General features: G+C 68.9%; 31 protein-coding genes. 26 read left to right on the forward strand and 5 right to left on the reverse strand.

Translation table 11 applies throughout. From position 1 onward, the window contains the following. Positions 1-15: 15 nt before the first annotated feature. Both ACTT8P_RS00115 and ACTT8P_RS00120 read right to left on the reverse strand, forming a co-directional pair. Entirely contained in the window at positions 16-852 is an 837-nt protein-coding gene (locus tag ACTT8P_RS00115; protein ID WP_442829393.1) for a helix-turn-helix domain-containing protein, read from the reverse strand. Between the two features lie 197 nt (positions 853-1,049). Then, positions 1,050-1,520 carry an ATP-binding protein gene (locus ACTT8P_RS00120; RefSeq protein WP_442829394.1) on the reverse strand — a complete coding sequence of 157 codons (471 nt, stop codon included), beginning with the start codon at positions 1,518-1,520 and terminating at the stop codon, positions 1,050-1,052. Positions 1,521-1,676: 156 nt separating this feature from the next. Here ACTT8P_RS00120 and ACTT8P_RS00125 point away from each other — a divergent pair, with 156 nt between their 5' ends. From ACTT8P_RS00125 to ACTT8P_RS00135, 3 genes are read left to right on the forward strand one after another with little or no spacing between them, the layout of a single operon-like run. Further along, entirely contained in the window at positions 1,677-2,543 is an 867-nt protein-coding gene (locus tag ACTT8P_RS00125) for a helix-turn-helix domain-containing protein (RefSeq protein WP_442829395.1), read from the forward strand. Then, complete coding sequence (locus ACTT8P_RS00130) at positions 2,543-2,749, forward strand: DUF397 domain-containing protein (RefSeq protein ID WP_442829593.1); 207 nt, start codon at positions 2,543-2,545, stop codon at positions 2,747-2,749. The genes ACTT8P_RS00125 and ACTT8P_RS00130 overlap by 1 nt, the downstream gene beginning before the upstream one ends. 6 nt (positions 2,750-2,755) lie before the next feature. Next, positions 2,756-2,944, forward strand: coding sequence for a DUF397 domain-containing protein (locus tag ACTT8P_RS00135; protein WP_442829396.1), 189 nt, complete (start codon positions 2,756-2,758; stop codon positions 2,942-2,944). Here ACTT8P_RS00135 and ACTT8P_RS00140 read toward each other — a convergent pair. Further along, complete coding sequence (locus ACTT8P_RS00140) at positions 2,941-3,873, reverse strand: LysR family transcriptional regulator (protein WP_442829397.1); 933 nt, start codon at positions 3,871-3,873, stop codon at positions 2,941-2,943. The two genes, ACTT8P_RS00135 and ACTT8P_RS00140, sit on opposite strands and share 4 nt — an antisense overlap. Positions 3,874-3,965: 92 nt before the next feature. Between ACTT8P_RS00140 and ACTT8P_RS00145 the strand changes: the two genes are divergently transcribed. Continuing rightward, positions 3,966-5,159 (forward strand): MFS transporter, encoded by a 1,194-nt coding sequence (locus ACTT8P_RS00145; protein ID WP_442829398.1) that lies wholly within the window; start codon positions 3,966-3,968, stop codon positions 5,157-5,159. Here the strand turns inward: ACTT8P_RS00145 and ACTT8P_RS00150 are convergent. Continuing rightward, complete coding sequence (locus ACTT8P_RS00150; protein WP_442829399.1) at positions 5,125-6,975, reverse strand: leucine-rich repeat domain-containing protein; 1,851 nt, start codon at positions 6,973-6,975, stop codon at positions 5,125-5,127. The two genes, ACTT8P_RS00145 and ACTT8P_RS00150, sit on opposite strands and share 35 nt — an antisense overlap. 163 nt (positions 6,976-7,138) lie before the next feature. Between ACTT8P_RS00150 and ACTT8P_RS00155 the strand changes: the two genes are divergently transcribed. Then, positions 7,139-8,281 (forward strand): acyltransferase family protein, encoded by a 1,143-nt coding sequence (locus ACTT8P_RS00155; protein ID WP_442829400.1) that lies wholly within the window; start codon positions 7,139-7,141, stop codon positions 8,279-8,281. An 8-nt stretch (positions 8,282-8,289) separates the two neighbouring features. Here the strand turns inward: ACTT8P_RS00155 and ACTT8P_RS00160 are convergent, their stop codons facing one another. After that, complete coding sequence (locus tag ACTT8P_RS00160) at positions 8,290-9,558, reverse strand: ricin-type beta-trefoil lectin domain protein (protein ID WP_442829401.1); 1,269 nt, start codon at positions 9,556-9,558, stop codon at positions 8,290-8,292. Positions 9,559-10,125: 567 nt separating this feature from the next. Between ACTT8P_RS00160 and rpsJ the strand changes: the two genes are divergently transcribed. The 21 genes from rpsJ (at position 10,126) to rplO (ending at position 19,926) form a co-directional block, all read left to right on the forward strand. Next, positions 10,126-10,434 carry a 30S ribosomal protein S10 gene (gene rpsJ, locus ACTT8P_RS00165; protein ID WP_003948644.1) on the forward strand — a complete coding sequence of 103 codons (309 nt, stop codon included), beginning with the start codon at positions 10,126-10,128 and terminating at the stop codon, positions 10,432-10,434. A 16-nt stretch (positions 10,435-10,450) separates the two neighbouring features. Beyond that, complete coding sequence (rplC, locus tag ACTT8P_RS00170) at positions 10,451-11,095, forward strand: 50S ribosomal protein L3 (RefSeq protein ID WP_121748660.1); 645 nt, start codon at positions 10,451-10,453, stop codon at positions 11,093-11,095. Positions 11,096-11,103: 8 nt separating this feature from the next. Next, on the forward strand, positions 11,104-11,763 hold the full coding sequence (gene rplD / locus ACTT8P_RS00175) for a 50S ribosomal protein L4 (RefSeq protein WP_361157607.1): 660 nt from the start codon (positions 11,104-11,106) through the stop codon (positions 11,761-11,763). After that, on the forward strand, positions 11,763-12,182 hold the full coding sequence (gene rplW / locus ACTT8P_RS00180; protein WP_189417913.1) for a 50S ribosomal protein L23: 420 nt from the start codon (positions 11,763-11,765) through the stop codon (positions 12,180-12,182). Before rplD ends, rplW begins: the two co-directional genes overlap by 1 nt. A 40-nt stretch (positions 12,183-12,222) precedes the next feature. Then, on the forward strand, positions 12,223-13,059 hold the full coding sequence (gene rplB / locus ACTT8P_RS00185; protein WP_018543909.1) for a 50S ribosomal protein L2: 837 nt from the start codon (positions 12,223-12,225) through the stop codon (positions 13,057-13,059). 12 nt (positions 13,060-13,071) lie between these two features. Next, a complete protein-coding gene (gene rpsS, locus ACTT8P_RS00190) occupies positions 13,072-13,353 on the forward strand; it encodes a 30S ribosomal protein S19 (protein ID WP_003974263.1) in 282 nt (93 codons plus the stop codon). A 42-nt stretch (positions 13,354-13,395) separates the two neighbouring features. Next, entirely contained in the window at positions 13,396-13,743 is a 348-nt protein-coding gene (rplV, locus tag ACTT8P_RS00195; RefSeq protein ID WP_003974262.1) for a 50S ribosomal protein L22, read from the forward strand. Continuing rightward, on the forward strand, positions 13,743-14,594 hold the full coding sequence (gene rpsC / locus ACTT8P_RS00200; protein ID WP_442829402.1) for a 30S ribosomal protein S3: 852 nt from the start codon (positions 13,743-13,745) through the stop codon (positions 14,592-14,594). The genes rplV and rpsC overlap by 1 nt, the downstream gene beginning before the upstream one ends. Before the next feature lie 5 nt (positions 14,595-14,599). Then, positions 14,600-15,019 carry a 50S ribosomal protein L16 gene (gene rplP / locus ACTT8P_RS00205; RefSeq protein ID WP_189417910.1) on the forward strand — a complete coding sequence of 140 codons (420 nt, stop codon included), beginning with the start codon at positions 14,600-14,602 and terminating at the stop codon, positions 15,017-15,019. Beyond that, a complete protein-coding gene (gene rpmC, locus ACTT8P_RS00210; RefSeq protein ID WP_010036720.1) occupies positions 15,019-15,243 on the forward strand; it encodes a 50S ribosomal protein L29 in 225 nt (74 codons plus the stop codon). Before rplP ends, rpmC begins: the two co-directional genes overlap by 1 nt. Further along, entirely contained in the window at positions 15,243-15,533 is a 291-nt protein-coding gene (gene rpsQ, locus ACTT8P_RS00215) for a 30S ribosomal protein S17 (protein ID WP_361157594.1), read from the forward strand. Before rpmC ends, rpsQ begins: the two co-directional genes overlap by 1 nt. 99 nt (positions 15,534-15,632) lie before the next feature. Continuing rightward, entirely contained in the window at positions 15,633-16,001 is a 369-nt protein-coding gene (gene rplN / locus ACTT8P_RS00220; RefSeq protein ID WP_003974257.1) for a 50S ribosomal protein L14, read from the forward strand. A gap of 2 nt (positions 16,002-16,003) precedes the next feature. Beyond that, positions 16,004-16,327 (forward strand): 50S ribosomal protein L24, encoded by a 324-nt coding sequence (gene rplX, locus ACTT8P_RS00225; protein ID WP_003992365.1) that lies wholly within the window; start codon positions 16,004-16,006, stop codon positions 16,325-16,327. Beyond that, complete coding sequence (rplE, locus tag ACTT8P_RS00230) at positions 16,327-16,884, forward strand: 50S ribosomal protein L5 (RefSeq protein WP_053753925.1); 558 nt, start codon at positions 16,327-16,329, stop codon at positions 16,882-16,884. Before rplX ends, rplE begins: the two co-directional genes overlap by 1 nt. Before the next feature lie 5 nt (positions 16,885-16,889). Next, positions 16,890-17,075 (forward strand): type Z 30S ribosomal protein S14, encoded by a 186-nt coding sequence (locus tag ACTT8P_RS00235; protein ID WP_003948630.1) that lies wholly within the window; start codon positions 16,890-16,892, stop codon positions 17,073-17,075. 212 nt (positions 17,076-17,287) lie between these two features. Beyond that, positions 17,288-17,686 (forward strand): 30S ribosomal protein S8, encoded by a 399-nt coding sequence (rpsH, locus tag ACTT8P_RS00240; RefSeq protein ID WP_003974254.1) that lies wholly within the window; start codon positions 17,288-17,290, stop codon positions 17,684-17,686. 24 nt (positions 17,687-17,710) lie between these two features. Continuing rightward, entirely contained in the window at positions 17,711-18,250 is a 540-nt protein-coding gene (gene rplF, locus ACTT8P_RS00245; protein ID WP_361157590.1) for a 50S ribosomal protein L6, read from the forward strand. Between the two features lie 3 nt (positions 18,251-18,253). After that, the gene (gene rplR / locus ACTT8P_RS00250; protein WP_361157587.1) at positions 18,254-18,637 is read left to right on the forward strand and encodes a 50S ribosomal protein L18; all 384 of its coding nucleotides are present in this window, start codon (positions 18,254-18,256) and stop codon (positions 18,635-18,637) included. Positions 18,638-18,680: 43 nt separating this feature from the next. Beyond that, entirely contained in the window at positions 18,681-19,286 is a 606-nt protein-coding gene (gene rpsE, locus ACTT8P_RS00255) for a 30S ribosomal protein S5 (protein ID WP_175434226.1), read from the forward strand. Then, positions 19,286-19,468, forward strand: a complete 183-nt coding sequence (rpmD, locus tag ACTT8P_RS00260) for a 50S ribosomal protein L30 (protein ID WP_005481207.1) — start codon at positions 19,286-19,288, stop codon at positions 19,466-19,468. The genes rpsE and rpmD overlap by 1 nt, the downstream gene beginning before the upstream one ends. A gap of 2 nt (positions 19,469-19,470) precedes the next feature. Beyond that, a complete protein-coding gene (gene rplO / locus ACTT8P_RS00265; RefSeq protein WP_442829403.1) occupies positions 19,471-19,926 on the forward strand; it encodes a 50S ribosomal protein L15 in 456 nt (151 codons plus the stop codon). Positions 19,927-20,095: the final 169 nt, after the last annotated feature.

Here is a 20,095-nt window from a genome sequence, read left to right on the forward strand (position 1 = left end):
GGGTTCCTTGCGGGGTCACGGGTGGGTGGTTGGGCGGCAGTCGCGGCAGTGGGTGCGGTCCGGTTCGGTGGGGCGGAAGCCGCGGTCGCAGCCGTCGCAGTTGCGGAGGGGGAGCGGGGGCGGTGGCGCGGGGGTGGCCGGGGCGCGGAGGGGTGGCGGCGGTGGGAGCTGGGCCGCGAGGCGGTGGGCGAGGAGGGCGGCCGGGCGGCGCAAGGGGTCGTCCGGGAGGTCGTTGGTCAGGGCGTGGCGTACGGCGGTGGGGGAGACGTCGCGTTCGAGCCAGGCGGCGACTCCCAGGGCGAGGTGGGCGGTGTCCGACTCGGACAGCAGCAGGCGGCGGTCGATGCGGCGGAGGCCGGCGAGGACGTCGATGGCCTGTGCGAGGAGGGTGGCGTACGGGTATGACGGCTTCGGTACGGGAGGCAGGGCGCGTTTTCTCTGCGGCGCCGTCGGCTGGCGGCGTGGTTGCCTCGGCTGGGTCTGGGCGGCGCCGGGGTGGTTGCAGGAGACCGTGCGGGTGATGATCCGGCCGTCGGGGCATCGGGAGCGCTCGCGGCGGAGGTAGCCGTGGGCTTCCAGCTCGCGCATGGCGGCGGCGACGCGGGTGGTGCCCTCGCGGAGGCGGCGGGCGATGCTCTTGATGTCGGCGGGGGCGCCGGTCGGCAGCGACTGGATGTGGACGGCTACGCCGATGGCCAGACCGGACAGTTCGCTGTGCTGGGCCAGGTGGTTGCCGATCACCGTGAAGCGGGTGGTGTGGCGGACGTTGTCGTGGATCACCCCGGTCGGGGGGTGGTCGGCGGCAACGTCGGACGGGGCGCAGGGGGGAGCGCTAAGGTTTTGGGTATCCATCGGGAAGGTCTCGACTTCCTGGTTGGGGAGGCCCTCGCCTCGGGATGCCAGTCCCGGCGGGGGCCGATTTGTTTGCGTTGCGGCTGAGCGTAAGGCAGTCGAGGGACGCAACCGCCAGCCGAGCCAGTGATGTTCACCCGGGAGAGTGAGCCGCCGCCGTGGGCGGAAAGGTGGGGCTTGGTGGGGTTCTTTCCCTCTCAGAGTTCCTTGGGAAAGGCGCCCGAAGCACCGAAGCGCGGAGAACCGGGTTCCGGTGAGCCGACGTGCAGTTCGGCCCACACGGTCTTGCGCGGAAAGCGGCCGTCCGTTACGCCCCAACGGTCCGCCAACGCCTCCACCAGTAGTAGGCCACGGCCGCTTTCGGCGTCGTCGTCGGGGGTCTGGAGGGCGGGGAGTTGTTCGCCTCGGGTGTCGGTGACCTCGATGCGGAGGGTGTCGCCGATGACGTGCAGGGCGAGCTGGAAGTCGCGGCCGGAGACGCGGCCGTGGACGGCGGCGTTGGCGGCGAGTTCCGCCACGAGGTGGCGGGCCGGGTCCAGGGGCAGTTCCCAGGAGCGGAGTTGCTCGGTGGCGAGCAGGCGGGCGAGACGGGCGCCGCGGGGCGTGGGGGAGAGCAGCACGCTGAAGTCGCGGGTGGGGGTGTTCAGCTCGGCGGATTTCTGGTTCACGCCACTCAGCGTGGCGTCGTCTGCTTACCGTGAACAGTGACTCAGTGGTTACGTGACGTTACTGTCCGGAGCTTGTCCGGGGTGTACGCGGCTGTCGGTGCGGGGCGGACGGGTAGGGCGCCGGGTGGCGTTGCGGGTACGGCGAAGGGGTGCGGGATGGCGGAGACGGGGCGGCTCCAGGTCGAGGAGGACGAGCCGGGGTGGGAGGTCGATCCCGACGACGAGTGGGGTGTCGCGGTGATCGCGACGGTGGGGCGGCAGTTGAAGCTGCGGCGCGAGGCGGCGGGGCTGCGGGCCGCCGAGTTCGGGGCGGCGATCGGGTACGGGGAGGACCTTGTCTACAAGGTCGAGGGCGGGAAACGGATTCCCAAGAAGACGTACCTGGACCGGTCGGATGCGGTGCTGGATGCGGGTGGGTTGATTTCGGCGACTTGGGAGGATGTGAAGAGGGTTCGGTATCCGAAGCGGGTTCGGGAGATGGGGAAGGCGGAGGGGAAAGCGGTTGAAATCGGCTTGTACGAGTGCAACAGCGTCCACGGACTGTTGCAGACGCCGGAGCATGCGCGGACCCTGATGGAGGCGGCACAGCCGCCGTACTCGCCGGACGATGTGGAACGGATGGTGGCCGCGCGGTTGGCCCGGCAGGAGGTCTTCGACCGCGACCCGGCCCCTTCGATGCACTTCGTACAAGAAGAGGCGCCGCTGCGAAGGCGGCTTGGGGACACAATGGTGTGGCGGCGGCAACTCGAACGGCTGCTGGAGGTGGGCCGGTTGAACAACGTCACGCTCCAGGTCATGCCGACGGACACCGACGCCCACCCCGGGCTGGACGGCAGGATCGAGTTGCTGAAGTTTCCGGACGGTACGGCGGTGGGGCGCTCCGACGGCCTCTTCAACAGCCGGCCCGTTTCGGACCCGAAACAGCTCCGCATTCTGGAGCTCCAGTATGGGACCATCCGGGCGCAGGCTCTCTCACCACGGGAGTCGCTGGCCTTCATCGAGAAACTGCTGGGAGACACATGATGCGCAAGGGAATCGCCGGGGACGTCTCCGAACTGGCGTGGTTCAAGAGCAGTTACAGCAGCGGCACGAATGGTGAGTCCTGTGTCGAGGTCGCGATAGCGCCTACCACCATTCACGTCCGGGATTCCAAGAGCATCGGGGGGCCTCGGCTGGCGTTGGCGCATGGCGCGTGGGCGGACTTCGTGTCGTACGCCTCCGAGGGCTGACTCCTGATGCGCGAGGTCTCCGCAGAGCTGGCGTGGTTCAAGGCCAGCTACAGCGGCGGAAACGACGGCGAGTCCTGCGTAGAGCTGGCCATCACTCCCGGCACCGTGCACGTCCGTGACTCCAAGACTACGGATGGCCCTCGCCTCGCCCTCACCCCTACCGCCTGGGCCGACTTCGTAACGTACGTCCGTTAGCGCGGAAGTACCCAGCCCGGCACCCACGTCCCGGCGGCCCGCTCACCGCCGCTCGCGACGTGGGCCCGCAACGCACCCAGCCCCGGGTGGGGATTGTCCCGGTGCCACAGGAGTGAGTGCGGGTACACCGGGGTCGGGTCGGTCACCGGGATCAGGTGCAGGTCATGGCCCACCGGCCAGACGAGCCGGGTACTCGCGCCCATGAACGTGGCCAGCGACGGCGTGTCCGCGATCGTGTCCAGGAGGGCGTCCGAGCCGAAGTTGGGCCCCGTCGCCTCGATGGTCAGTCCGAACTCCGCGACCAGGGCGTCGTAGTACGCGGCCCACTCCGTGCCGGGGGCGGCCAGACCCGGCATCCAGATCCGGTGGCCCGCGAGTTCGGCGAGCCGCACCGCGCGGGCGCCGGCCAGGGCGTGACCGGGACCGGTGAGCAGATGCAGCGGTTCGTCGAGGACACGTACCGACGCGATGTCGTCCGGCAGTGGCCGGCCCGGCGCGGCCACCGCGCGGAACGTCGCGTCGATCGTGCCGGCGCGGATCGCGGCGACGGCCGTGTCGATGTCGAAGACCGTCAGGATGTCGAGGTCGATCTCCGGGTGGGTCTCGTGGAAGCCCCGCATCAGGCGGGACTGCGCACTGCGGGAGGTCAGGACGTCGACGCGCAGCGGGCGGCGCCCGGATCGCACGGACGCCGCCGCGCGCTCGGCCACGCGGAGCAGCTCGCGGGCGTGGGGGAGGAACGCCTGGCCGTCGATGGTGAGGCGGGCGCCGCGCGGAGTGCGGGTGAACAGGCGGACGCCAAGGCTCCGTTCCAGCGTGGCGACGCGCTTGGACGCGGCCTGCTGGGTGATGCCCAGCTCGGCGGCGGCCTCCTGGAACTGGCCCGCGTCGGCGACGGCGACGAAGGTGCGGACGGTGTCGAGGTCCATACAGGAGAGCGTATAGACACAACCATCAGTTGTAGGCAGACCCTGCTCTGGTTGTTTGATACCGGCACGCTCCGCTCGGTTTGATGGGCGGCATGGGATGGCTCTGGGCGGCGTACGGGACCAGTGCGCTCGGTACGTGGCTGGCCTTCGGGGCGTTTCCGTTGATCGCCGTGGAGGTGCTGGGGGCCGGTCCGACACAGGTGGCGGTGCTGTCTGCGGTAGGGGTCGCCGTCGGCGCGGTGGTCGCGGTGCCGCTCGGGCCGTGGGTGGAGTTCCGGCGCAAGCGGCCGGTGCTGATCGGGATGGATGTGGTGCGCGGCGCGGCGCTGCTCAGCGTGCCCGGCGCGTACGCGCTCGGTGTGCTGAGCTTCGTACAACTGCTGGTCGTGTCGGTGGTCGTCGCGGCGGGTGATATTGGGTTTCGGGCGGCTTCCGGGGCGTATCTGAAGGCGGTGCTGACGGGGGAGGAATTGCTCGTCGCCAATGCCCGGTTCGAGGCGACGGCCTGGGCGGCGACGATCGTCGGGCCGCCGCTCGGCGGGGCGCTCATCGGGGCGCTCGGGCCGGTGGTGACGGTGGTGGCGGATGCCGTCAGTTATCTGCTGTCGGCGGTCGGTATCCGGGCGATGGGCGGACCGGACGAGAAGCCGGAGCGGCCCCAGGGCGCGGCGCGGCTGCGGGCCGGGGAGCTGCTCGACGGGTGGCGGTTCATCGTCGCCGACGCGGCGCTGCGGCCGCTGTTCCTCAACACCGCGCTGTTCAACGGGCTGGTGATGGCCACCTCACCGTTGCTGGCCGTGCTGATGCTCGGGCCGCTGGGGTTCGCGCCGTGGGAGTACGGGCTCGCGTTCGCCGCGCCCTCGGTCGGCGGGCTGCTCGGGGCGCGGCTGGCCCGGCCGTTGGTCCGGCGGTTCGGGGCGGACCGGGTGCTGGCCGGGTCCGGGGCGCTGCGGGCGATCTGGCCGGTGGGGCTCGCCTTCGTCGGTCCGGGCACCGGCGGGCTGGTGCTGGTGATCGGCGTGGAGTTCGGGCTGATTCTGTGCTGTGGGGTGTTCAACCCCGTGTCCGCGACCTACCGGCTGCGGCGGCTCCCGGCCGACCGGGTCACCCGGGTGCTGACCGCCTGGACGGTGACCACGAAGGGGGCGACCGCGCTGCTGACCGCCCTGTGGGGGGTACTGGGCGGGCTGCTCGGGCCGCGTACCGCGATCGGCCTGGCCGGCGTGTTTCTGCTGGCCACGCCCGCGCTGCTCACCGCAAGTTGGTGTCGACCCCGCGGCGCTTGAGTTCGGCCAGGACGGGATCGGTGCGGCCGTCGAGGATCTGACCGTTCATCTGCCGTGACTTGGTCAGTCCGCGCAGTGACTTCACGTCGAGGAGCGGGGTGAGGTCGGTCAGGGTGTGCTGGCTGCCGAAGGTGATCACGGCGAGTTCGGGCAGGGCGGGCAGGACGGTGAGGTCCGTCAGCCGGTCCAGGGTGCCCAGGCCCAGCCACTGGAGCGCGGTGAGGCCGGCCACCGGGGACAGGTCCGGCCAGGGCAGCCGGTCGAGGTCGAGGCGGGTGAGGGAGGCGGCGGCGGGCAGGTCGGCCAGGCGCGGGCAGTTCCCGACGCGCAGGGTGCGCAGGGCGGGGTGGCCGTCCAGGGCGCGCAGCGAGACCAGGGCGTCGGACGTGCCGATCGTCAGGTCGGTGACCGGGATGCGGGCCAGCGCGCTGACGTCCGCGAACGCCGGGCACCGCGTCACCCGTACCTCGGTGACCGGCGTGCCGGCGAGACCGTCCAGGCCGGTCAGGGCAGGGCAGTCGTGCACGGTCACCTTGGTGAGCGCGGGCAGGCCGTCGAGCCGGTCCAGGTCGGTGAGGCGGGGCAGGCCACTGAGCTCCAGCTCGCGCAGGGCGGGCAGGCCGCTCAGGTTTCCGGGACCGGCCAGCCGGTCGGTGTCACTGACGGACAGCTGTTCCAGGCCGGGGTGGGAGAGGCGGGAGAGGGACTGGAGTCGGCCCGGCCCGGTCAGCTGGAGCCGGCGCAGGCCGGTGAGGCCGGGCAGGGCCGTGAAGTCGTCCAGCGCCGGGCAGTTCTCGACGGTGAGCTCCCGCAGGGCGGGCAGTGGTGCGGCGCCGGTCAGCGAGGCGAGCTGTTCGCAGTCCGTGATCCGCAGCCGGGTCAGGTGGGTGAGCGCGGCGAGGCCGCGCAGGTCGGGCAGGTCGGGGCAGTTCCGTAGCTCCAGCGCGGTCAGCCGGGGATGGTGACCGAGGCCGCTGAACGACCGGAAGCGGGGGCAGTCCGCGACGATCAGCTGGGCGAGGGCCGGCGCGGCGGCGACGCCGGTCAGGTCGCGCAGCCGCTTGCAGCCGGTCAGGTCGAGGACGGCGAGCGCGGGGACGTCCGCCAGGCCGGTCAGGTCGCGGATCGCGGTCCAGCCGAGGTCCAGGCGGGTGAGGCGGGTCAGGCCGGCCAGCTGCGCGGGCGACCCGAAGGAGCGGCAACCGCGCAGGTCGAGGCGTTCGAGCAGTGGGAACGCGGCGCCGAAGCCGGCGGCCGAGGTCACCCGGGTCATGCTCAGGTCCAGCTCGCGCAGGCGGCCCAGGGGCAGCAGGGGGGCCGGGTCGGCGACGGCGCGGCAGCGGTGCAGGCCGAGCCGGGTCAGTTCGGTGAGCCCGCCGAGCGGGGTGAGGTCCGTGACGCCGGCGCAGCCGTTGAGATCGAGGTCGGTCAGAGCGGTCAGCGCGCCGATCTCCGTGAGGTCGGTGATCTCCTTGCAGCGGAACACGGTCAGCGCGCGCAGCGTGGTGAGGTGGCGCAGGCCGGTGAGCGAGGTCGCGCGGGTCAGCCGCAGCGCGGTACGGCCCTCGGCGCGGAACGCCGGTGCCAGCAGGGCCGCGGCGAAACCGTCCGGGTCGGCGGCGGCGGGCCACAGCCGCAGCAGCGTCTCCGAGGAGAAATCGGCGACCGGTGCGAACCGCGCGGCCAGCTCCAGCGCCGCGCCGTCGTCGGCGATCCCCACCAGCTCCCGCAGTGCCTTACGGGCCTGGGCGGGCTTGACGGGCTTCGCGTCGGCCAACTGCTTGACGTACGGCGTGAGTTCCGTGCTCGAAGTCATGCCGGGACTCTAGGGGCGGGCGCTGACAGGGAGGTGCTGCGGCTTCCCGGGGGAACAGTTGGTGAACTCTGTGGCAACGCTGTCAAAGGGCTTTGCGCCAGATCGCCCACACCCCTACCGGATGACATGAGCACTGTTCTTGTCTGGTGGGGTGAAGCAACCAATGCCCCCGCTCACCGTCACCGTCCCGGCCCAGCGCTCCGCGACGGGCGGGCGCCCGTCCGGCGGCGCACGGAGCCCCGGGCGCCGGTTGTACGTGATCGACGGCATCCGGCTGGTCGCCGCGCTGATGGTGGCCCTGCACCACTACGCCGGCACCTACCGGACCGACCGGCCGGGCAACGTCATCTGGGGCCGGCCGGTCGGCGACATCATGCCGACCGTGCACCACGTCGCCACCTACGGCTGGATCGGCGTCGAGATCTTCTTCGTGATCAGCGGCTTCGTGATCTGCATGTCCAGCTGGGGGCGCTCGCCCCGGCAGTTCTTCGTCTCCCGGGTGATCCGGCTCTACCCGGCCTACTGGTTCGCGGTCCTGTTCACCACCGGCGTGCTGGTGCTCGTACCCGGCGTGTGGGAGCGACTGAAGGTGCGCGAGGTCCTGTTCAACCTCACCATGCTCCAGTCCGGCTCGGCGGTGCCGAACGTCGACGGGGTCTACTGGACCCTCTGGTCCGAGCTGCGCTTCTACCTGCTCTTCCTGGTCGTCGTCGCGATGGGGCTGACGTACCGCAGGGTGGTGGCGTTCTGCTGCGTGTGGGGCGCGGTGGCGATGCTGGCGCCGGTCTCCGACCTGCCGCTGCTCGAACTGGTCGCCAACCCGGACGGCGCGTGGTTCTTCATCGCCGGGCTGGCCCTGTACCTGATGCACCGCTTCGGCCCGGACCTGCTGCTGTGCGGCATCCTCGGCATGGCCTGGCTGATGGGCCAGCTGGAACTGGGGAAACGTATCGACGAGGTCGAACACGTCTCCGGCTGGCGCGGCGCCTTCCTGATCTACACGGTCTTCCTGCTCTTCATGGCCGCCGTCGCGCTCGGGTACACCGACCGCGTCCGGTGGAAGTGGCTGGTCACAGCGGGCGCGCTGACGTATCCGCTGTACCTGGTGCACTACGTGGCGGGCACCACGCTGATCAACCGGCTGCGGGACACGATGGACCCCCGGCTGCTGCTGGTGGTCCTGATCGCCGGCTTCTGCGTCCTGAGCTACCTGGTGCACCGGCTGGTGGAGCGGCCGGTGGCCCGCCTGGTCAAGCGCGGCCTGGACCGCTCCTTCACCCGCCTGTGGGCCGCCGACCGCCGCTGACGCACCGGTCAGCCGATGGTCCACTTCTGGTTGGCGGTGCCCGCGCAGGTCCAGATCTGCAGCCGGGTCCCGTCCGCCGAGGAGTTGTCCTTGGCGTCCAAGCACTTGTTCGAGCCCGTGTTGGTCAGGTCCCCCGCCGAGGTGTACGTCCACTTCTGAGCGCCGGTGCCGTTGCAGGTCCACAGCTGCACCACCGCGCCGTCGGCGGTCGAACCGCCGCTCACGTCGAGGCACTTGCCCAGCGCCCGGACGGTGCCGTCGCCGGGCAGCGTCCACTGCTGCGCGGCGACGCCGTTGCAGCCGTGCAGCTGGATCGGCGTGCCGTCGGCACTGGCGGCGCCGGCCACGTCGACGCACATGCCGCCGATGCCCTTGATCGGCCCGGCGGTGGCGCCGGAGCCGCCGTCGGAGCTGGTGGAGACCCGGACGTAGTCGACCGTCATCGTCTGCGGGAAGGCGGTGGCGGAGTCCGGGCTGCCGGGCCAGTCGCCGCCGACCGCGAAGTTGAGGATGAGGAAGAACGGGTGGTCGAAGACCCACTTGTTGCCGTTCACCCCGGACGGCGTCAGGGTCTTGTACGTCTGTCCGTCCACCGACCAGGTGATCGCCTCGGGGCTCCAGTCGACCGCGAAGGTGTGGAAGTCGTCGGCGAACGCCGCGCCGTTCGGCAGCGTGTACGCGGCCGAGATGCCGCCGCTGCCGGAGTAGCCGGGGCCGTGCACGGTGCCGTGCACGGTGCCCGGCTCGTAGCCGACGTTCTCCATGACGTCGATCTCGCCGCTGTTCGGCCAGCCCGCGCTGCCCAGGTCGTCGCCGAGCATCCAGAACGCGGGCCACACGCCCTGGCCGCGCGGCACCTTGATGCGGGACTCGAAGTGGCCGTACTTCTGCGTGAAGGTCTGCGCGGTGTTGAGGCGGGCCGAGGTGTACTGGCAGGTGCCGTACCAGCACTGCAGGCCGCTGTCGGTGTTCTTGCGGGCGGTGATGACCAGGTGCCCGGCGCCGTCCAGCGACGAGTTGGCGGCACTGTTCGTGTAGTACTGGAGTTCGTTGTTGCCGTTGCCCGTGCCGCCGGTCTCGGTCGTCCACTTGCCGGCGTCGGGACGGGTCCCGGCGGCGCCGTCGAACTCGTCGGACCAGGTGACCGCGGCCTCCGCCGCGTCCGCCCGGTGTGTTCCGGGCCCCGACGTGGTCAACAGCAGCGCGGTGACCAGCGCACCGGTCACCAGTAGGACCAGTCCGCCCAGGGACCATCTCCGGGCGCGATGAGCAGCCATGGCGAGCACACCTCGTTCTGTGGGGGTCAGCGATGCCGTGCCCGGATGCTAGGGGCACCGAACTGCCGTTACCCGAGGTAATGCGGTCGCTCCGGGAGCGCTTAAGCGAGCTTTATGGATCGGTTAAGGCGCACGGCCCCGGACGAGCCGCGGCCCGGGAGTCAGGTTTGATCTACGTCACCCCCGGGGTAAGGTTCTGCGCTCGATTGGCGTCCTCGATGCCCCGTATGGCAGACTAGCGGGGTTGCTCGGTCGAGTGCCGATGCTGCGCGCCTCCCGCCGGGGGGACCGGAAGCGAGTCCCACAGTACTCGTCGCTCCATGTATGCACCGAGAGGTGCAGGGGCGGACGTACGGGAATCTTTCGGGAAGCGTATGCGGGGCTCCGGCCAGGTGCCCGGTGGGTTTTCGCCCCCGGTCCGCGGTTCCGGAAGGGCCCGCACTCCCCATCGCAGGGATGTTCGAGGTAGGGCATCTGTGTCAGCGAGAGTGCGACACGCCCGACCGCGTGGGTCGGAGGACGCCGGATGTGCCAGAGCGTGAAGAGAGACAGGACTACGGAGTAGCCATGGCGGGACAGAAGATCCGCATCCGGCTCAAGGCCTACGACCACGAGGTCATCGACTCTTCGGCGAAGAAGATCGTCGAGACGGTGACGCGCACTGGTGCGTCGGTCGCGGGCCCGGTGCCGCTGCCCACTGAGAAGAACGTGTACTGCGTCATCAAGTCGCCGCACAAGTACAAGGACTCGCGCGAGCACTTCGAGATGCGCACGCACAAGCGCCTGATCGACATCCTCGACCCGACCCCCAAGACCGTTGACTCCCTGATGCGACTCGACCTCCCGGCCGGTGTCGACATCGAGATCAAGCTCTGAGGCCGGTGATCTGAAGATGACCAAGCAGATCAAGGGCATCCTGGGCGAGAAGCTCGGCATGACGCAGGTGTGGGACGAGAACAACCGTGTTGTTCCGGTCACCGTCGTCAAGGCCGGCCCCAACGTCGTGACCCAGGTGCGTACGAACGACGTCGACGGCTACGAGTCGGTCCAGATCGCCTTCGGCGAGATCGACCCGCGCAAGGTGAACAAGCCCCTCAAGGGCCACTTCGCCAAGGCCGACGTCACCCCCCGCCGTCACCTCGTCGAGATCCGCACCGCGGACGCCGCCGAGTACACGCTGGGCCAGGAAGTCACCGCCGAGGTGTTCGAGTCGGGCGTGAAGGTCGACGTCACCGGCAAGAGCAAGGGCAAGGGCTTCGCCGGTGTCATGAAGCGTCACAACTTCAAGGGCCTCGGCGCCGGACACGGCACCCAGCGCAAGCACCGCTCGCCCGGTTCCATCGGTGGCTGCGCCACCCCGGGCCGCGTGTTCAAGGGCCTCCGTATGGCGGGTCGCATGGGCAACGAGCGCGTCACCACCCAGAACCTGACCGTCCACGCCGTTGACGCGGAGAAGGGTCTGCTGCTCATCAAGGGCGCGGTTCCCGGTCCGAACGGCGGCCTCGTCCTGGTCCGCACCGCGGCCAAGGGGGCCTGAGGTAACCGATGAGCACTGTTGACATCCTTTCGCCTGCGGGCGAGAAGACCGGTAGCGTCGAGCTCCCCGCGGAGATCTTCGGCGTGGAGAAGATCAGCATCCCGCTGCTTCACCAGGTCGTCGTCGCGCAGAACGCCGCTGCCCGCCAGGGCACGCACAAGACCAAGCGTCGTGGCGAGGTCCGCGGTGGCGGCAAGAAGCCGTACCGCCAGAAGGGCACCGGCCGCGCCCGCCAGGGTTCAACCCGCGCACCGCAGTTCGCCGGCGGTGGCGTCGTCCACGGCCCGCAGCCGCGTGACTACTCGCAGCGGACCCCGAAGAAGATGAAGGCCGCCGCCCTGCGGCACGCCCTCACCGACCGGGCCCGGCACGACCGCATCCACGTCGTCACCGGCGTGATCGAGGGCGAGACTCCCTCCACGAAGGCCGCCCGGACGCTGTTCGGCAAGATCTCGGAGCGCAAGAACCTGCTCCTGGTCGTCGACCGCGCCGACGAGGCCGCGTGGCTGTCCGCCCGCAACCTGCCCCAGATCCACATCCTGGAGCCGGGCCAGCTGAACACGTACGACGTTCTCGTCTCGGACGACGTGGTCTTCACCCAGGCCGCGTTCGAGTCCTTCGTGTCTGGCCCCGACAAGGCCGCTGACACCGAAGGGAGCGAAGCCTGATGGCTACGCGTCACCCGAGCATCGCCTCGAAGGCGGCCAAGGCCGCCAAGGCCGCGCGCGTCGCCAAGGCACGCCGCCACGCCACCGAGGGCAAGAACACCGTCGAGACGCCGCTGAGCAAGTCGTACACGGACCCCCGTGACGTCCTGCTGAAGCCGGTCGTCTCCGAGAAGAGCTACGCGCTCCTCGACGACGGCAAGTACACGTTCATCGTCGACCCCCGGGCCAACAAGACCCAGATCAAGGAGGCCGTGCAGGCGGTCTTCTCGGTCAAGGTCACCGGGGTCAACACGATCAACCGCCAGGGCAAGCGCAAGCGCACCCGCACCGGTTTCGGCCAGCGTGCCGCGACCAAGCGCGCGATCGTGACCCTCGCCGAGGGCGACCGTATCGACATCTTCGGCGGTCCGACCTCCTGACGGAGGTCCGGATCGTCCGATATCGGACGAGGACTGAGAAATGGGAATCCGCAAGTACAAGCCGACGACTCCTGGCCGTCGTGGCGCCAGCGTCGCCGACTTCGTCGAGGTCACGCGGTCCACGCCGGAGAAGTCGCTGGTTCGCCCGCTGCACAGCAAGGGCGGCCGTAACAACGCCGGTCGTGTGACCGTTCGCCACCAGGGTGGCGGACACAAGCGCGCCTACCGCGTGATCGACTTCCGTCGGCACGACAAGGACGGCGTGCCGGCGAAGGTCGCGCACATCGAGTACGACCCCAACCGCACCGCGCGCATCGCGCTGCTGCACTACGCGGACGGCGAGAAGCGCTACATCCTCGCCCCGCGCAACCTCCAGCAGGGCGACCGCGTCGAGAACGGCCCCGGGGCCGACATCAAGCCGGGCAACAACCTGGCGCTGCGCAACATCCCGGTCGGTACCACGATCCACGCGATCGAGCTCCGTCCCGGTGGCGGCGCCAAGTTCGCCCGCTCGGCCGGCGCCTCCGTGCAGCTGCTCGCGAAGGAGGGCGCCTACGCCCACCTGCGCATGCCGTCCGGTGAGATCCGCCTGGTCGACGTCCGCTGCCGCGCCACTGTCGGCGAGGTCGGCAACGCCGAGCAGTCGAACATCAACTGGGGCAAGGCGGGCCGCAAGCGGTGGCTGGGCGTTCGCCCGACCGTCCGTGGTGTGGTCATGAACCCGGTGGACCACCCGCACGGTGGTGGTGAGGGCCGGACCTCCGGTGGCCGTCACCCCGTGTCCCCGTGGGGCAAGAAGGAAGGCCGTACTCGTTCGCCCAAGAAGGCGTCGAACAAGTACATCGTCCGCCGCCGCAAGACGAACAAGAAGCGCTAAGGACGGGTTGAGATGCCGCGTAGCTTGAAGAAGGGGCCCTTCGTCGACGACCACCTGATCAAGAAGGTGGACACGCAGAACGAAGCAGGCACCAAGAACGTCATCAAGACCTGGTCCCGACGCTCGATGATCGTCCCGGCCATGCTCGGCCACACGATCGCGGTGCACAACGGCAAGACCCACATCCCGGTGTTCGTCACCGAGTCCATGGTCGGCCACAAGCTCGGCGAGTTCTCGCCGACCCGCACCTTCCGGGGTCACGTCAAGGACGACCGGAAGTCGAAGCGCCGCTAAGGCGGGGTGGAATCGACTATGACTAACACCGAAGGGACAACCATGGAAGCCAGGGCCCAGGCGCGGTACATCCGCGTCACGCCCATGAAGGCCCGCCGCGTGGTGGACCTCATCCGTGGCATGGACGCCACGGAGGCTCAGGCGGTCCTGCGTTTCGCCCCGCAGGCCGCGAGCGTGCCGGTCGGCAAGGTGCTGGACAGCGCCATCGCCAACGCCGCGCACAACTACGACCACACCGACGCCGACAGCCTCTTCATCTCCGAGGCGTACGTCGACGAGGGCCCGACCCTGAAGCGGTTCCGGCCGCGTGCCCAGGGCCGCGCCTACCGGATCCGCAAGCGGACCAGCCACATCACCGTGGTCGTCAGCAGCAAGGAAGGAACCCGGTAATGGGCCAGAAGGTAAACCCGCACGGGTTCCGGCTCGGCATCACCACCGACTTCAAGTCGCGTTGGTACGCCGACAAGCTGTACAAGGACTACGTCAAGGAAGACGTCGCCATCCGTCGGATGATGACGTCCGGCATGGAGCGCGCCGGCATCTCGAAGGTCGAGATCGAGCGCACCCGTGACCGCGTCCGCGTGGACATCCACACGGCGCGTCCGGGCATCGTCATCGGCCGCCGCGGCGCCGAGGCCGACCGCATCCGCGGTGACCTGGAGAAGCTGACCGGCAAGCAGGTCCAGCTGAACATCCTCGAGGTCAAGAGCCCGGAGACGGACGCTCAGCTGGTGGCCCAGGCCGTCGCCGAGCAGCTCTCCTCCCGCGTCTCCTTCCGTCGTGCCATGCGCAAGAGCATGCAGGGCACGATGAAGGCCGGCGCCAAGGGCATCAAGATCCAGTGCGGTGGCCGCCTCGGCGGCGCCGAGATGTCCCGCTCGGAGTTCTACCGCGAGGGCCGGGTGCCCCTGCACACGCTCCGCGCGAACGTGGACTACGGCTTCTTCGAGGCCAAGACGACCTTCGGCCGCATCGGCGTGAAGGTCTGGATCTACAAGGGCGACGTCAAGAACATCGCCGAGGTCCGCGCCGAGAACGCGGCCGCCCGTGCGGGCAACCGCCCGGCCCGTGGTGGCGGCAACGACCGCCCGGCCCGTGGCGGTGGCCGCGGTGGCGAGCGTCGTGGGCGCAAGCCGCAGCAGCAGTCGGCTCCGGCCGCCGAGGCCCCCAAGGCCGACGCGCCCGCCGCTGCCGCTCCGGTCGAGGCGTCGTCCTCTTCTACTGGCGGAACGGAGGCCTGACCGTCATGCTGATCCCCCGTAGGGTCAAGCACCGTAAGCAGCACCACCCGAAGCGCCGTGGTCAGGCCAAGGGCGGTACGACGGTCTCGTTCGGCGAGTACGGCATCCAGGCCCTGACGCCTGCGTACGTCACGAACCGCCAGATCGAAGCGGCTCGTATCGCCATGACCCGTCACATCAAGCGTGGCGGCAAGGTCTGGATCAACATCTACCCGGACCGCCCGCTGACCAAGAAGCCCGCCGAGACCCGCATGGGTTCCGGTAAGGGTTCCCCCGAGTGGTGGGTCGCGAACGTGCACCCGGGCCGGGTGATGTTCGAGCTGTCCTACCCGAACGAGAAGATCGCGCGCGAGGCCCTTACTCGTGCGGCTCACAAGCTGCCGATGAAGTGCAAGATCGTCAAGCGCGAGGCAGGTGAAGCGTGATGTCGGCCGGTACCAAGGCGTCCGAGCTGCGCGAGCTGGGCAACGAGGAGCTGCTCAACAAGCTCCGCGAGGCCAAGGAAGAGCTGTTCAACCTCCGCTTCCAGGCGGCGACCGGACAGCTCGAGAACCACGGCCGGCTCAAGGCCGTCCGTAAGGACATCGCGCGGATCTACACCCTGATGCGTGAGCGCGAGCTGGGCATCGAGACGGTGGAGAGCGCCTGATGAGCGAGAGCAACGTGACTGAGAACACGACGACCGAGGCGCGCGGTTTCCGCAAGACCCGTGAGGGTTACGTCGTCAGCGACAAGATGGACAAGACCGTCGTCGTCGCCGTCGAGGACCGCGTCAAGCACGCGCTGTACGGCAAGGTCATCCGCCGTACCAACAAGCTCAAGGCGCACGACGAGCAGAACGCCGCGGGTGTCGGCGACCGCGTCCTCCTCATGGAGACCCGGCCGCTGTCCGCCACCAAGCGCTGGCGCGTCGTCGAGATCCTCGAGAAGGCCAAGTAAATCTCCTGCGGGGCATTCCTCGCAGGACAGTTCCGCCAGGCTCCGGGAGCCGGTCGCTGACCGGCCCCCGGGGAACCGGCAGACATTCAGGAGATAGACGTGATCCAGCAGGAGTCGCGGCTGCGTGTCGCCGACAACACGGGTGCGAAGGAAATTCTCACCATCCGTGTGCTCGGTGGCTCGGGCCGCCGCTACGCGGGTATCGGTGACGTCATCGTCGCCACCGTCAAGGACGCGATCCCCGGCGGCAACGTGAAGAAGGGTGACGTCGTCAAGGCGGTCATCGTTCGCACCGTCAAGGAGCGCCGCCGTCCGGACGGCTCGTACATCCGCTTCGACGAGAACGCCGCCGTCATTCTGAAGAACGACGGCGACCCTCGCGGCACCCGTATCTTCGGCCCCGTCGGCCGTGAGCTGCGCGAGAAGAAGTTCATGAAGATCATCTCCCTCGCGCCGGAGGTGCTGTGAGCATGAAGATCAAGAAGGGCGACCTGGTTCAGGTCATCACCGGCAAGGACAAGGGCAAGCAGGGCAAGGTCATCGCGGCCTTCCCCCGTGAGGACCGGGTCCTGGTCGAGGGTGTCAACCGGGTCAAGAAGCACACCAAGGCCGGACCGACCGCTCGCGGTTCGCAGGCCGGCGGCATCGTCACCACCGAGGCGCCGATCCACGTCTCCAACGTCCAGCTGGTCGTGGAGAAGGACGGCAACAAGGTCGTGACCCGCGTCGGTTACCGCTTCGACGACGAAGGCAACAAGATCCGCGTTGCCAAGCGGACGGGTGAGGACATCTGATGGCTACCACCACCACTCCGCGTCTGAAGACGAAGTACCGCGAGGAGATCGCGGGCAAGCTGCGTGACGAGTTCAAGTACGAGAACGTCATGCAGATCCCCGGCCTCGTCAAGATCGTGGTCAACATGGGTGTCGGCGACGCCGCCCGTGACTCCAAGCTCATGGACGGTGCCGTCCGTGACCTGACCACCATCACCGGTCAGAAGCCGGCCATCACCAAGGCCCGCAAGTCCATCGCGCAGTTCAAGCTGCGCGAGGGCCAGCCGATCGGTGCCCACGTCACGCTCCGTGGCGACCGCATGTGGGAGTTCCTGGACCGCACCCTGTCGCTGGCGCTTCCGCGCATCCGCGACTTCCGCGGCCTGTCCCCCAAGCAGTTCGACGGCCGTGGCAACTACACCTTCGGTCTCACGGAGCAGGTCATGTTCCACGAGATCGACCAGGACAAGATCGACCGCGTCCGGGGTATGGACATCACCGTGGTCACCACGGCGACCAACGACGCTGAGGGCCGCGCGCTCCTTCGTCACCTCGGCTTCCCGTTCAAGGAGGCGTGAGCGAGATGGCGAAGAAGGCTCTGATTGCCAAGGCTGCTCGCAAGCCGAAGTTCGGTGTGCGTGGCTACACCCGCTGCCAGCGCTGTGGGCGTCCGCACTCCGTGTACCGCAAGTTCGGCCTGTGCCGCGTGTGCCTTCGTGAGATGGCTCACCGTGGCGAGCTGCCGGGCGTGACCAAGAGCTCCTGGTAGTCCCCCTTCTAGGGACTTCCCAGGGCTCTCGGTAAGCAACTGGGTCGGCAGGAGCCCACCCCCGCATGCCGTAGGCTTGCAGGGTTGGGCGCCTGTCGCGCCCATACGACTTACTACGCCGTAGGTCCACCGCGCCGCACCCGTCCCGTCTCGGATCGGGGAGAGGGATGGCGCACCAGGAAACCCCGGCGAGAGAGGCCGAAGGCCACTTCATGACCATGACTGATCCGATCGCAGACATGCTTACGCGTCTGCGGAACGCGAACTCGGCGTACCACGACTCCGTGACGATGCCGGCGTCCAAGATCAAGTCTCACATCGCGGAGATCCTCCAGCAGGAGGGCTTCATCACGGGCTGGAAGACCGAGGACGCCGAGGTCGGCAAGAACCTCACCCTCGAGCTCAAGTTCGGCCCGAACCGTGAGCGCTCCATCGCGGGCATCAAGCGGATCTCCAAGCCCGGTCTCCGGGTTTACGCGAAGTCCACCAACCTGCCGAAGGTGCTGGGCGGCCTCGGCGTGGCGATCATCTCCACGTCGCACGGGCTCCTCACCGACAAGCAGGCCGGCAAGAAGGGCGTGGGTGGGGAAGTCCTCGCCTACGTCTGGTAGCGGAAGGGAACGGAGGAAACAGCTATGTCGCGCATCGGCAAGCTCCCCATCGCGGTTCCCGCCGGCGTGGACGTCACCATCGACGGCCAGACGGTGTCGGTCAAGGGCCCCAAGGGTTCGCTGACCCACACCATCGTGGCGCCGATCGAGATCGCCAAGGGTGAGGACGGCGTGCTCAACGTCACCCGCCCCAACGACGAGCGTCAGAACAAGGCCCTGCACGGCCTGTCCCGCACGCTGGTGGCGAACATGATCACCGGCGTGACCCAGGGTTACGTGAAGAAGCTCGAAATCAGCGGTGTCGGTTACCGCGTCGCGGCCAAGGGTTCGAACCTCGAGTTCGCCCTCGGCTACAGCCACTCCATCACCGTGGAGGCGCCCGAGGGCATCTCCTTCAAGGTGGAGAACCCGACCCACTTCTCTGTCGAGGGCATCGACAAGCAGAAGGTCGGCGAGGTCGCGGCCAACATCCGCAAGCTCCGCAAGCCCGACCCGTACAAGGCCAAGGGCGTCAAGTACGAGGGCGAAGTCATCCGCCGCAAGGTCGGAAAGGCGGGTAAGTAAGCCATGGCATACGGGCAGAAGATCCTCAAGGGCGACGCCTACAAGCGCGCCGCGATCAAGCGCCGCCACATCCGCATCCGCAAGCGTGTCGCGGGTACGGCGGAGCGTCCCCGTCTGGTCGTGACCCGCTCCAACCGCCACATCGTGGCGCAGGTGATCGACGACCTCAAGGGCCACACCGTGGCTTCGGCGTCCACCCTGGACACCTCGATCCGCGGCGCCGAGGGCGACAAGTCCGCGCAGGCCAAGCAGGTCGGCGCCCTGGTCGCCGAGCGCGCCAAGGCCGCCGGTGTCGAGGCCGTGGTGTTCGACCGCGGTGGAAACCAGTACGCGGGGCGCATCGCCGCCCTGGCGGACGCCGCCCGCGAAGCCGGACTGAAGTTCTGAGCCGGTTCCGTATCGCTAGCGGAAACAGAGAGAGGTAATTCCAATGGCTGGACCCCAGCGCCGCGGTGGCGGTGCCGGTGGCGGCGAGCGGCGGGACCGGAAGGGTCGCGACGGTGGCAACGCCGCCGCCGAGAAGACCGCGTACGTTGAGCGCGTCGTCGCGATCAACCGCGTCGCCAAGGTTGTGAAGGGTGGTCGTCGCTTCAGCTTCACCGCGCTGGTCGTGGTGGGCGACGGTGACGGCACCGTGGGTGTCGGTTACGGCAAGGCCAAGGAGGTGCCGGCCGCCATCGCCAAGGGTGTCGAGGAGGCCAAGAAGCACTTCTTCAAGGTCCCCCGTATCCAGGGCACCATCCCGCACCCGATCCAGGGTGAGAAGGCGGCCGGCGTCGTGCTGCTCAAGCCCGCGTCGCCCGGTACCGGTGTTATCGCCGGTGGTCCGGTGCGCGCCGTGCTCGAGTGCGCCGGCATCCACGACATCCTGTCGAAGTCGCTCGGCTCCGACAACGCGATCAACATCGTGCACGCGACCGTGGCGGCCCTCAAGGGCCTGCAGCGTCCCGAGGAGGTCGCGGCCCGCCGCGGTCTGCCGCTCGAGGACGTCGCCCCCGCGGCTCTGCTCCGTGCGCGTGCCGGGGCTGGTGCGTAATGGCGCAGCTCAAGATCACGCAGACGAAGTCGTACATCGGCAGCAAGCAGAACCACCGTGACACCCTGCGTTCCCTTGGTCTCAAGGGGATCAACACGCAGGTCGTCAAGGAGGATCGTCCCGAGTTCCGCGGCATGGTGCACACCGTCCGCCACCTCGTGACGGTCGAGGAGGTCGACTGATCATGGCGGAGAACAACCCGCTCAAGATCCACAACCTCCGTCCCGCCCCGGGCGCCAAGACCGCCAAGACCCGTGTCGGTCGTGGTGAGGCGTCGAAGGGTAAGACGGCCGGTCGTGGCACCAAGGGTACGAAGGCCCGCTACCAGGTTCCGGAGCGCTTCGAGGGTGGCCAGATGCCCCTCCACATGCGTCTTCCGAAGCTGAAGGGCTTCAAGAACCCGTTCAAGACCGAGTACCAGGTCGTGAACCTCGACAAGCTGGCCGCGCTCTACCCGCAGGGTGGCGAGGTCACGGTCGAGGACCTGGTGGCCAAGGGCGCCGTTCGCAAGAACAGCCTGGTCAAGGTCCTCGGCGAGGGCGAGATCTCCGTGGCGGTCGAGGTGAGGGTCGACAAGGCCTCCGCCTCCGCCAAGGAGAAGATCGCCGCCGCCGGCGGCAGCGTCACCGAGCTCGTCTGAACCTCTCAGGCGTCTCGATGACTTGAGCGATCCCGACCGGGGATACCCCACATATGGGGTATCCCCGGTCGGTCGTTGGTAGTTCATTCCAAGGGCAGCGGTCTCGCCGGTAAGGTGACTGGAACTGACCACTTTCACGGGTGTCACACATGGGGCACCCTGAGCGGCA

Origin of the sequence: Streptomyces sp. JW3, assembly GCF_052216785.1 — a bacterium.
GTDB lineage: Bacteria > Actinomycetota > Actinomycetes > Streptomycetales > Streptomycetaceae > Streptomyces.